We start from the raw sequence: 12,009 nt of genomic DNA on the forward strand, positions 1-12,009 counted from the left end.
TTGTTAGCTGTTAAATTTATAGTCTTCATATTATTCACCATTTCATTTGTTATATATTTAAAAATTGATAATTTGTTTAACAATTATTTTATTACACTTAATCGTAACATAGTTTCATCTTTTTGACAATCTTTTTTTTATTTTAAAACTTAAACTAAAAATTATTATGATAGCTAAAACTAATCCAGTATATTTTAATATATTTTCTGTATTAATTTTGTCATTTGAGCTATTTATAATATCTGTTTTTTCAAAGTCTTTAATGCTATCTTGAGTTACTTCTTCTTTTCTTTCAGCTATTACTACATACCTGTGAGTATTTACTGTATATGGATGGCAAGTCACTAGCATTATCATATCTTTGCCTTCCCTAATTTTTACTTTATCTATTTCATTTGGCAATATTGTTTCTATTCCAACTACCATATAATTTAATGTACACCATGGATTAGTTATATCTATAGAATCTGCTATTGCAAGCCTTCAATATACTTGAACATCTTTTGAGTTTTATAGCCTCTGTGGGCTGCTATTACTGAATTAGTGTTTTCTCCTCCAATTGGTACTGAAGTTCTGCTCATTATTCTAGCACCCTTCATTAATACACTTTTAGAATGTCTAAAATATAAAGGTAATGTTATTTTTATCTTTGGAATATTTATACTTCCAAAGATTCCTTCCTTTATTCCTTATTCCTCTAATGAAAACTCAATGCCATCTTCTAAAAAATGATCTGCTAAACCTTCTTGCTTATTTTCAAATAGTTCATTATTATATTCTTCAATATTTTTTATCAAATATATTATTACAATAAATATACTATCAAACCATTATGTGTATAAATTTGTATTGATTTTAATTATATTTCAGTATAATTATTGTGTAATTACATAATATTAAACAATTGTGTGCTATCCATATAATTTTTATATGGGTACTTTCTAGAATTTGACTATTTTAATAAATTATATTATAGTGATAGCTATAATATAATATGACTTATAAAATGATCAGTACCTTAATTAGTAGTGTTTTTATGGGAATTACAACATTTTTTGTCAAAGCTGTTAAGTGCTTTACTTAACAATAAGACTTCTAGTGAAGAAAGGTGGTACCACGTTTAATCGTCCTTTCAGCTGGAAGATTTTTTATTTTTAGGAGGTTATTTATGATTAATTACAAATTAGAACATGATAATGTTTTTGATGAGCTGGTTGAAAGAGGATATTTTGAACAAGCAACTTATGAAGAAGAATTAAGAGAACTTTTGAAAAAAGAGTCTATTAAATTTTATATCGGTTTTGATGCAACTGCAGATAGTCTTACTATAGGCCACTTTATACAAATAATGGTAATGATAAGAATGCAAAGACATGGGCATGTACCTATTGCATTACTTGGTGGAGGAACTACAATGATTGGAGATCCTTCTGGACGTTCTGATATGAGAATGGTAATGACTAAAGAAACCATTGCTCATAATGCAGATTGTTTTGCTAAACAACTAGGAAGATTTTTAGATTTCGAAGATGATAAAGCCATTATTGAAAATAATGCTGACTGGTTACTAGATTTAAATTTTTTAGATTTTATGAGAGAAATTGGAGTACATTTTTCAGTTAACCAAATGCTTACATTGGACTCTTACAAAAACAGACTACATGATGGATTAACTTTCTTTGAATTCAGTTATATGTTAATGCAATCTTATGATTACTTAGTATTGTACAGAAAACATGGCATTAAAATGCAAATGGGTGGTTCTGACCAATGGTCTAATATCTTGGGTGGATACGATTTAGTGAGAAAATTAGAACATGATAAAGTATATGCTATGACTTTTAAGCTACTTACAACTGCTGATGGTGTTAAAATGGGTAAATCTATGAAAGGAGCAGTATGGTTAGATGAAGATAAGACTTCCCCGTATGAACTATTCCAATATATGAGAAATATTGACGACAGAGATGTAGAAAAGTTCTTGCTAATGTTGACGTTCCTACCTATAGATGAGTGTAAAAAACTAGGAGCTTTAGAAGGAGCTGAAATTAACAAAGGAAAAGAAATTTTAGCTTTTGAAATAACTAAACTTATACATGGTGAAGAAAAAGCAACTCAAGCTTTAGAAACTTCAAGAGCATTATTTTCACAAAATACTATAGATGAAAATATGCCTACTGCTGAAATGGCAAAATCCGACTTCACTAATGGCATTGGCATTTTAAATCTTCTTACTCAATTAGAATTAACAAAATCCAATGGAGAAGGAAGAAGGTTAGTTCAACAAAATGGAATTTCTATAAATGGTAAAGTAGTTAATGATTTTAGAAAAATAATAACTTTAGATGATTTTAATAATAATGAAATTATTATTAAAAAGGGTAAAAAAATATATCAGAGAGTTGTTGTTAAATAATGATATATTAAAAGATAGGTATTAAAATACCTATCTTTTAATATATCATTAAAGATTAATCAAATAAAAATTAAAATATCTATCTTTGTATTAAATTATTTATTCTAATGACAGTCTTTCCTTTGCCAATAAAATTTTAGATTATATTGCTACTTATCATTATTCATAGTTATACCTTCTATAAATTCTTTTGTTAATTCATATGCCTTTTCATAATCTTCTTTTGCTACAAAAACTTTCCTATTATATAAAGAAAACCCACTTATTATCTTCATATAACCACCAGACTCGTCATCTCTGGTAAAATATGGTATTTTGTTTTCTTCTAAAATTTGTGTCACTGTTCTATATGCAAACTCATCAGCTGTTTCTAAAAGTAATTTTTCTTCAATTCTATCTTTCATGATTATACCTCCTTTTCATATGTTTATACCCCTTATTTTTGTTAACATATCGAATAATATAGTGATATACTATAATTATAGTTTTTATCAAGGAGATTTATATATGAGTGTAGATGTTGAAAATAAAAATCAATTTTTAGGAACAGAATCCATAAAGAAATTACTTCTAAAGTTTTCTATACCAGCTATTATTGGTATGCTTGTAAATGCACTTTACAATGTTGTGGATAAAATTTTTCTGGGTCAAGTAAGCTCTCTAGCAATAGGAGGTGTTCATTTAACTTACCCCTTATCACTAATAATAATGGCTTTTGCAATGCTAATAGGTATGGGAGGCAATTCACTATCCTCTATAAGACTAGGACAAAAAAGAAAAAAAGAAGCAGAAAAAATTTTAGGAAATTCATTTATATTACTTATTGCTATATCCTTAACCCTAGCTTTTATTGTTTATTTTTTCCTAAAAGATATTTTATTCCTACTAGGTGGTACCAAGGTTTTAATGCCTTACGCAACAGATTATATGAAAATAATATCTCTTGGAATACCTTTTCAAATGATGGGATTTGGATTAAATTACTTTATAAGAGGTGAAGGAAGTCCAACTGTAGCTATGGGTACGATGGTTATCGGAGCTGTAACAAATATTATTTTAGATTATTTTTTTGTAATAGTTTTTAATTGGGGTGTCAAAGGTGCTGCTCTAGCTACAATAATAGGTCAATTATTATCTTTTTCTTGGGTAATGTTATTTTTCTTCACAAAAAAATCTTCACTTAGAATTACAAAAGAAAATATAAAATTAAAATTTGAAACTGTTAGAGAAATTATAAGTTTAGGCTTAGCTCCTTTCGGTATGCAATTAGCTGCAAGTCTTGTTATTACAATCTTTAATCTTCAATTAGTTAAATTTGGTGATGATAATGCAATTTCTGCAATGGGAATAGTCCAAAGTATAAGTACTATTGCTTTTATGCCTGTCTTCGGTATTAATCAAGGCTCTCAACCAATTCTTGGTTTTAACTATGGAGCTGAAAATTATGATAGAGTAAAGAAAACATTAAAATACGCTATAATTGTAGCTACCATTTACATAACTATTTGTTATTCTGTAATTATGTTAGCTCCTGAGTTTTTAATAAAATTATTTGTAACAAACTCTAGTGATATGAATACTATTATGCCCACAACCGTAGAGGGTTTGAGAATCAGTTCGCTAGTTTTACCTATTTTAGGATTTCAAATACTAAGTTCAAACTACTTTCAATCTACTGGAAAGCCTCTTATAGGTATAATTTTATCTTTATCCCGACAATTGATAGTGCTTTTACCAGTTCTTTTAATTTTACCTAAGTTTTTTGGACTTTTTGGTGTATGGTTAGCTTATCCTGTATCTGACTTTTTATCATTTTTATTAACTGCATTTTTTATACATTCTGATATTAAAAATTTAAATAGAGATATTGAAATTAATAAAAAAGACATTGGCTAATTCCAATGTCTTTTATTCTTCACTACTTGTTACTTCTGGCATATATTCGTTACTTATTTTATACAAAATTTCTTCAAATTTCTTTAAATCTTCTTCAGGTAATCCATTTTTCATTCTATCAATTACTACCTTAATATACTCATTTTTAATATCTTGATATTTTCTAAATCTATCCGTTAGTTCAAGATAAAATTCTCTTTTGTCTTCTTGAGATTGAACTTTATTAACATATCCCTTTTTTACCAGACTAGCAACTTTATATGCAGTATTTGGTTGAGATATCTCTAAAAACTCTGTTAGCTCACTAATAGTTGGTCTTCCCAATGCATTAATAACTTCAACGCAAAAAGTTTCGGTAGCTGTCAAAGTTGCTTCTCTATTTTCAAAACTTTTAAAAATATTTTTATAAAAGTTCAATTTAAATTTTTCATATACTTCATCAAATAACTTTTCTATCATATTTCTCCCTCTACTTATAAACTAAAGTTAGTTTATCAAATAATTAAACTTTTATCAATTATTTATCTGAAATAAAAAAGGTCAAATCTGCAACTACCGCAGTTTCTCCATCTACTTTTGCAATAGCCTCTCCAAAACCTACATTTCCTCTTCTCTTTGTAAGTCTACATTCTAACTCTAATACATCTCCTGGTGTTATCTGTTTTTTAAATTTAGCATTTTTTATTCCACCAAATAAAGCAATTTTACCTTTGAATTCCTCTAATGAAAGAAGTGCTACTGCTCCTACTTGTGCCAACGCTTCTATTATTAGTACACCTGGCATTACTTTATATTCTGGAAAGTGGCCTTGGAAAAATGGCTCATTTGAAGTAACACATTTAATTCCTTTTGCCCACTGTCCTTCTTCTCCATCTACTATTCTATCCACCAAAAGAAATGGATAACGATGTGGTATTATTTGTTCTATTTCATTTGAGTTATATTTCATTGTTTATCCCACTTTCTAATGACTATTGAAGCATTATGACCACCAAATCCTAATGAATTACTCATAGCATACTCTATATTTTCATAAACTCCATTATTTGGAACTATATTTAAATCACAATTTTCATCCTGAACTTTATAATTTACTGTTGGTGGTATATAACCATTCTTTAAGGATAGTATAGATATAATAGCCTCTACTGCCCCAGAAGCACCAAGTAAATGTCCTGTCATAGATTTGGTAGAAGATATTTTTAAATTATATGCATGATTTCCAAATACATTTTTAACTGCCAATGTTTCATATTGGTCATTTAATGGTGTAGATGTACCATGTGCATTTATATAATTTATATTTTCCGGATTTATATTTGCATCATCTATTGCATTTTTCATTGCTTTACCTGCAAATCTTCCTTCACTATCGGGTGCTGTTATATGATTAGCATCGCAAGTTGCACCATACCCAACTATTTCTCCATAAATTTTTGCTCCACGTTTTTTAGCATGTTCTAATTCTTCTAAAACTAATATACCCGCTCCTTCTCCCATTACAAAACCTGAACGTTCTTTATCAAATGGTATAGAAGCCCTATCTTTAGTTTCTCCTTCTGATAATGCCTTCATCGATGTAAAACCACCAATACCAACTTCTGTTATACTAGCTTCTGATCCACCAGTAAAAATCATATCTTGATACCCATCTCTTATACTTCTAAAAGCATCACCTATTGCATTTGTTCCACCAGCACACGCTGTAACAGGGCAAGTGCAATATCCATGAAACCCTAATTCTATAGCTATTAATGCAGCTGTCATATTAGTTATTCCACCAGTAATAAAGAAAGGAGATATTCTATCATATCCTCTTTTGTTTCCTTTGATAGTTTCTTTTTGAATAGTTATAAGTCCACCTATTCCAGATGATACTATTACTCCACATCTATCTAAATTTTCTAATTTATCTAGTTCTATTCCACTATCTTTTAAAGCTTTATGTGCTGCTACTATTCCAAACTGATTTACTAAATCCATTCTTTTTATAGATTTTTTATCTAAAAATTCTTCTGGATTAAAATCTTTTACTTCGCAAGCAAATTTCATTCTCATATCAGACGTATCATATTTAGTTATTTCATCAACAGCGCAATATCCTTCTTGTAAGTTTTTATAGATATCTTTTAGCGTATTTCCTATAGGAGACACCGCTCCCATCCCAGTAACTACTACTCTTCTCATTATATACTCATACCTCCATCTACAGATATGACTTGTCCAGTAATATAATTTGCTTTTTCTGAACTTAAAAATACAACAGTATCTGCTATATCCTCTGGTTTACCAAATTTACCAAGTGGAATATTTGATAACATTGTATTAACAATATCCTCTGATAATTTTTGTGTCATACTAGTTTCTATAAAACCTGGAGCTATTGCATTTACTGTAATATTTCTTGAAGCCAGTTCTTTTGCCAAAGTTTTTGTCATTCCAATTATTCCCGCTTTACTTGCAGAATAGTTGGTTTGTCCTGGGTTTCCATGAAGACCAACTACACTTGAAATACTTATTATTTTACCACTTCTTTGCTTCATCATTAACCTAGAAGCTAGTTTCATACAATAAAATACAGAATTTAAATTTGCATCTATTACATCTTGAAAATCTTCTGGAGTCATTCTAATAATAAGATTATCTTTTGTAATTCCCGCGTTATTGACTAATAAATCTATTTTTGAAAATTTTTCTTTGACTTCTTTAAATAATTTTTCACATTCTTCAAACTTAGAAACATCTGCCTTTATTATTTCAGCATTTGCACCATTCTTTTCACATATAGCTTTTACTTCTAATGCCTCTTCTTCATTTGACCTATAATTAATTGCTACATCATATCTATTTTTTGACAATTCTATAGCTATTGTTCTTCCTATTCCTCTTCCAGCTCCTGTTATAAGAGCAACTTTTCTACTTTCCATTATTTAACTCCTCTTTTAAAGCGTTAATGGTCTCAATACTATTTGCTGAATGTACTTTTAATTTTCTATCTATCTTTTTTAAAAAACCTTTAATTACATCTCCAAAACCTATTTCTATAAAAGTATCTACTCCTTGTGAAATCATATATTCAATAGACTCTTGAAACTTCACAGATGATTTTACCTGTTTTTCCATTATTTCTTTAATATCCTCATCAGTTTTTACATTTCCAAGCAAATTATAAACTACTGGTATTTCTTCTTCTTTAAATTCATAATTCTTAAAAAGCTTGTGTAATTCTTTAGATACAGGCTCCATATAAGATGTATGAAATGGTCCAGAAACATTTAAGGGTATTGCTCTTCTTGCTCCTACTTCTTTTAATTTCCCAACAGCTTCTTCTACTTTTTTTACTTCTCCTGAAATCACCACTTGACCAGGACAATTAAGATTGGCTATTTCAACTTTATCTTTTTCATCACTAGTCTCTTTTACTACCTTATCTATTATTTCAGTATCTAATCCCATAATAGCAACCATTCCTGTATCTATTCCTTCACCTGCTTGTTCCATAGAAATCCCTCTTTTTTCAGCTATTTCAATAGCATCTAAAGGTTCTAAAACATTTGCTGCTACAAGTGCAGAATACTCTCCTATACTAAGTCCTGCTACATATTCTGGTACTATATCATTGTCTTTTAAAATTTTGGTTACTGCAATTTGAAAAGCTACCATTATAGGCTGAGTGTATTTTGTTTCTGAAATGATTTTTAAATCTTTATTAAAGGAATAATCTTTTACATCAAAGCCCAAATTTATACTGTCATAAAAATCTTTTACTTCATTAAATTTTTCATATAAATCATATCCCATTTTTTCTTGTTGGCTTCCCTGTCCGCCATATAAAAATCCTAATTTCATTTATTCCTCCACTGTGATTTAATTTCTTTAAATATTTTTTCAACAGTAGTAATTTCATTAATCTTATATGCCAAACTTCCTGAGAAAAATAAACCATTTTCCACATCACCTTTAGCAGAACTTATCAATGCATCAGATATACAAAATTCTGTAGTTTTTGGATCACAAGGTTTTAAACAATTTATACATCTTTTAGATGGAATTCTACCTTTTTTGATTTTTTCTATAAGAGGTGTTCTTATTGCTCTTGCTGGCATTCCTACTGGACTATGCAAAAGTGTAATATCTTCTTTTTTAGACCTTACTATCACTTTTTTAAATTCTTCACTTACATCTGCCTCTTCTGTAGCAATAAACCTTGTTCCTATTTGAATTCCATCTGATCCCCATTCTCTAACTAGATTTAAATCATTGCCATCATAAAATGAACCACCAACAAACAGTGGAATTTTATATCCTATTTTCTCTTTTAAACCTTTTAAATAATCAACTACTTCTCTTGTTAAATTTTCTATATTTATTTTTTCGTCAAATATATCTTCTTTAGAAAAACCTAAATGTCCTCCAGCATATTTTCCTTCTAAAACGACAAAATCTGGTACCCTATCGTATTTTCTAGTCCAATTTTTCACTATAACAGACAATGCTCTAGCACTTGAAATTACTGGAGCTATTAAAACATCTCTTGTTTCTACTAATTCTGGTAAATTTAATGGAAGACCAGCTCCAACAACTACTGCATCTACTTTTGCCTTAACAGCTTCTTTTACTAAATCTTTATAATCTGTTAATGCAGCCATTATATTTGTCGCTATTATCCCCTTACCTTTTGATATTTCTCTAGCTTTTTTTAACTCTTTATTAAAAGCTCTTATATTTGCTTCCATTTTATTTTTATAAAAATCTTCTTCTCTGTAACCAATATTCACCATGGATATTGTACCCATAGCTCCTTCTCTAGCAACAGAACCCGCGAGTCTTCCTAAAGATACCCCAACTCCCATTCCTCCTTGAATAACTGGAATTTCAAGTATCTTATTTCCTATTTTTAAAGACATTTAATTTTCTCCAATTCCTTTAAATATCCATTATATAAACCATCCAAAATTTCTTTTACTGGTCTAATTTCATTCACTTGTCCTACTACTTGGCCTGCCATTAGTGAACCATTTTCTACATCACCATCAATAACAGCTTTTTTTAGTCCACCTAATGTGAATATCTCTAACTGTTCTTTTTCCCAGCCCTCTTTTTCTTTCTTTATATATTCATTAGACATTTTATTTTTTATTAACCTTACAGGTATTCCACCTATTCTACCTGTTACTACAATATTTGTGCTTTTAGCCTTAGCTACTTTTTCTTTGAAATTTTGATGTATAGGACATTCTTCAGCTACTAAAAGCGATGTCCCTATTTGAACTCCTTCTGCTCCAAGAGCTTTTACAGCCAACATTTGTCTACCATCTGCTATTCCTCCTGCTGCAATTACAGGAATATTTACAGCATCGCAAACTTGAGGAACAAGTGCCATTGTTGAAATATCTCCAATATGTCCACCTGCTTCTGTTCCTTCTGCTATTACTCCGTCTACTCCAAGTCTTTCCATTCTAATAGCAAGTGAAGATGTTGGAACTACTGGAAAAATCTTTATTCCATTTTCTTTCCACTTGTCAATATACTTAGCTGGATTTCCTGCTCCTGTAGTTACTATTGGTACTTTATATTCGATAACAAGCTCTGCAACTTCATCTGCATTTGGATTTAATAACATTATATTTACAGCAAATGGTTTGTCTGTTAAATTTTTACAAGCTTCTATATTTTTTCTAACTTCCTCTTCAGTTTTCATTCCACCTGTTCCAATAGTACCAAGTCCGCCAGCATTTGATACTGCTGCGGCAAATTCTCCTGTTGCAATATTTGCCATTCCACCTTGAATAATTGGATATTTAGTTCCAAATATATTTTGTAAATTCATTAATTCTCCTTACCATTCTAAAATAGTTCCAACCCAACTAAGTCCAGCACCAAATCCTATAGTTATTATTCTTTGACCTTGTTTTAGTAATCCCTTACTATTCATCTCATCTAATACTATAGGTATACTAGCAGCTGAAGTATTTCCATACTTATCCAAATTCATATAAAATTTTTCTACCTGAATCTTAGTTTTTTTTGCCACATAATTTAGAATTCTATAATTAGCTTGATGACAAACAACATAATCTATATCATCAATAGTAATGTTCTTTTCTTTAAGTAATTTTTCTATAGTAACCGGTAAAACTTCTGTTGCAAATCTAAATACTTCTTTACCATTCATAGATATAAAACTGCTCTCATTTTTTATATTTCTTCCGTTTAACTTTAAACATTCGTCATTACTTCTTGTTCCTATTTCAAAATACTGTTGTTTATTGTTTTTTTCAATTAATGTAGCCCCTGCTCCATCTCCAAATAACACTACAGTACCCCTGTCATTCTTGTCTAAAGTTTTTGAAATTAAGTCAGCTCCTATTAAAATAGCTTGCCTTCCAGTATCTAAATACTTTTCGCAAAGTTTTAACCCTGCTACAAAACCAGTACATGCCATATTAAAATCTATAGCAAATATATCTTCCATAAGTCCTAACCTTTTTTGAATAGATGAAGAAATAGTAGGCATAGCTTTATCTGATGTAAATGTTGCTACCAAAATTAAATCTATTTTACTTTTATCTTCTATATTTAATTTATCTACTGATTTATAGACTAAATCTGAAGTATCTTCATCTACTGCAAATCTTCTTTCCTTTATCCCAGTTCTAGAGCTTATCCATTCATCTGAAGTATCTAAATACTTTTCAAAATCATTATTTGTAACTACATTCCTTGGTAAATAAGAAGATGTTTTCAATATTTTTAATCCCATTTTATGCTCCGTAAGCTCTAAATTTTTTTACTCTTTCCGATTGAAGTTCATTTTTAGTATGTTTTAATAAATTAGATAATTCATCTTTTAAAATTAAATCTAGTCTATTGAAATTATCTTTAAAGTCTTCTTCACAAAAACATATATCTTCTTTTACAACTCTATCTACTATGTTCATCTCCAATAGGTCATGAGATGTTAATTTCATATATTCTGTTGCTTCTTCTGCTCTTGAACTATCTTTCCATAATATTGAAGAAAATCCTTCCGGTGAAAGAATAGAATAAATTGCATTTTCCATCATTATTACTTTATTTCCTACTCCAAGCGCTAAAGCTCCACCACTTCCACCTTCTCCTGTAATAACAGAAATTACTGGAACCTTTAAAGATGTCATTGTCATAATTGCTCTAGCTATAGCTTCTCCTTGACCTCTTTCTTCAGCACCAATTCCTGGATATGCTCCTGGAGTATCTATAAAAGTTATTATTGGTCTATTAAATTTATCTGCTTGTTCCATCAATCTAATAGCTTTTCTATAACCTTCAGGACTAGCCATACCAAAGTTCATTTCTATATTTTCTTTAGTATCTTTACCTTTATTTGTTCCGATAAAAGTAATAGGTACGCCATGATAAGTTGCTATACCTCCAATAATACTTTTATCATCTTTAAATAGTCTATCCCCTTTAAATTCAATAACATTGTTAAATAAGTACTGTATATAATCTTTAGACTTTGGTCTATTTTTATGTCTTGCTAAATGAACTCTGTCATAAGCTGATAAGTCTTTACTAGCTTCTTTTAAAATATCTTTTCTTCTTATTACAATTTCTTCACTTAATTTTTCTTTTAATTTTTCATCATCTATTTTAATAAATTCATTCATTTGAGAATTTAATTCATTAATTTGTTTTTCTATTTCTTTAATCAT

At 29.4% G+C, this 12,009-nt stretch carries 14 protein-coding genes; 2 read left to right on the forward strand and 12 right to left on the reverse strand.

Translation table 11 applies throughout. The features are described 5' to 3' along the window. Nucleotides 1-114: 114 nt before the first annotated feature. Complete coding sequence (locus CS899_RS11065; RefSeq protein ID WP_340637868.1) at nucleotides 115-474, reverse strand: sortase; 360 nt, start codon at nucleotides 472-474, stop codon at nucleotides 115-117. Beyond that, nucleotides 471-686 carry a sortase gene (locus CS899_RS11070; RefSeq protein ID WP_100065213.1) on the reverse strand — a complete coding sequence of 72 codons (216 nt, stop codon included), beginning with the start codon at nucleotides 684-686 and terminating at the stop codon, nucleotides 471-473. The genes CS899_RS11065 and CS899_RS11070 overlap by 4 nt, the downstream gene beginning before the upstream one ends. A 482-nt stretch (nucleotides 687-1,168) precedes the next feature. Here CS899_RS11070 and tyrS point away from each other — a divergent pair, with 482 nt between their 5' ends. Next, on the forward strand, nucleotides 1,169-2,416 hold the full coding sequence (tyrS, locus tag CS899_RS05760; protein WP_100065214.1) for a tyrosine--tRNA ligase: 1,248 nt from the start codon (nucleotides 1,169-1,171) through the stop codon (nucleotides 2,414-2,416). A 149-nt stretch (nucleotides 2,417-2,565) separates the two neighbouring features. On the opposite strand, the gene CS899_RS05765 is transcribed toward tyrS, so the two are convergent. Continuing rightward, nucleotides 2,566-2,820: a putative signal transducing protein gene (locus CS899_RS05765; RefSeq protein WP_100065215.1), complete on the reverse strand. Its 255-nt coding sequence runs from the start codon at nucleotides 2,818-2,820 to the stop codon at nucleotides 2,566-2,568. 103 nt (nucleotides 2,821-2,923) lie between these two features. Between CS899_RS05765 and CS899_RS05770 the strand changes: the two genes are divergently transcribed. Further along, complete coding sequence (locus CS899_RS05770) at nucleotides 2,924-4,312, forward strand: MATE family efflux transporter (RefSeq protein ID WP_100065216.1); 1,389 nt, start codon at nucleotides 2,924-2,926, stop codon at nucleotides 4,310-4,312. A gap of 12 nt (nucleotides 4,313-4,324) precedes the next feature. Here the strand turns inward: CS899_RS05770 and CS899_RS05775 are convergent, their stop codons facing one another. The 9 genes from CS899_RS05775 to CS899_RS05815 are packed head-to-tail and all read right to left on the reverse strand — an operon-like array spanning nucleotide 4,325 to nucleotide 12,009. Then, a complete protein-coding gene (locus CS899_RS05775) occupies nucleotides 4,325-4,771 on the reverse strand; it encodes a MarR family winged helix-turn-helix transcriptional regulator (RefSeq protein WP_164995868.1) in 447 nt (148 codons plus the stop codon). A gap of 58 nt (nucleotides 4,772-4,829) precedes the next feature. After that, the gene (gene fabZ / locus CS899_RS05780) at nucleotides 4,830-5,261 is read right to left on the reverse strand and encodes a 3-hydroxyacyl-ACP dehydratase FabZ (protein ID WP_100065218.1); all 432 of its coding nucleotides are present in this window, start codon (nucleotides 5,259-5,261) and stop codon (nucleotides 4,830-4,832) included. Next, nucleotides 5,258-6,499: a beta-ketoacyl-ACP synthase II gene (gene fabF / locus CS899_RS05785; protein WP_100065219.1), complete on the reverse strand. Its 1,242-nt coding sequence runs from the start codon at nucleotides 6,497-6,499 to the stop codon at nucleotides 5,258-5,260. The genes fabZ and fabF overlap by 4 nt, the downstream gene beginning before the upstream one ends. Continuing rightward, nucleotides 6,499-7,239: a 3-oxoacyl-[acyl-carrier-protein] reductase gene (gene fabG / locus CS899_RS05790; RefSeq protein WP_100065220.1), complete on the reverse strand. Its 741-nt coding sequence runs from the start codon at nucleotides 7,237-7,239 to the stop codon at nucleotides 6,499-6,501. Before fabG ends, fabF begins: the two co-directional genes overlap by 1 nt. Continuing rightward, nucleotides 7,229-8,161, reverse strand: a complete 933-nt coding sequence (gene fabD, locus CS899_RS05795) for an ACP S-malonyltransferase (protein ID WP_100065221.1) — start codon at nucleotides 8,159-8,161, stop codon at nucleotides 7,229-7,231. The genes fabG and fabD overlap by 11 nt, the downstream gene beginning before the upstream one ends. Next, a complete protein-coding gene (locus tag CS899_RS05800) occupies nucleotides 8,158-9,219 on the reverse strand; it encodes an NAD(P)H-dependent flavin oxidoreductase (RefSeq protein WP_100065222.1) in 1,062 nt (353 codons plus the stop codon). The genes fabD and CS899_RS05800 overlap by 4 nt, the downstream gene beginning before the upstream one ends. Then, complete coding sequence (locus tag CS899_RS05805; protein ID WP_100065223.1) at nucleotides 9,210-10,142, reverse strand: nitronate monooxygenase; 933 nt, start codon at nucleotides 10,140-10,142, stop codon at nucleotides 9,210-9,212. The genes CS899_RS05800 and CS899_RS05805 overlap by 10 nt, the downstream gene beginning before the upstream one ends. Nucleotides 10,143-10,151: 9 nt before the next feature. Then, entirely contained in the window at nucleotides 10,152-11,075 is a 924-nt protein-coding gene (locus CS899_RS05810; RefSeq protein ID WP_100065224.1) for a beta-ketoacyl-ACP synthase 3, read from the reverse strand. Nucleotide 11,076: 1 nt separating this feature from the next. Then, nucleotides 11,077-12,009: an acetyl-CoA carboxylase carboxyltransferase subunit alpha gene (locus tag CS899_RS05815; RefSeq protein ID WP_100065225.1), complete on the reverse strand. Its 933-nt coding sequence runs from the start codon at nucleotides 12,007-12,009 to the stop codon at nucleotides 11,077-11,079.

This window comes from Miniphocaeibacter massiliensis (assembly GCF_900232905.1).
Classification (GTDB): Bacteria; Bacillota; Clostridia; order Tissierellales; family Peptoniphilaceae; genus Miniphocaeibacter; species Miniphocaeibacter massiliensis.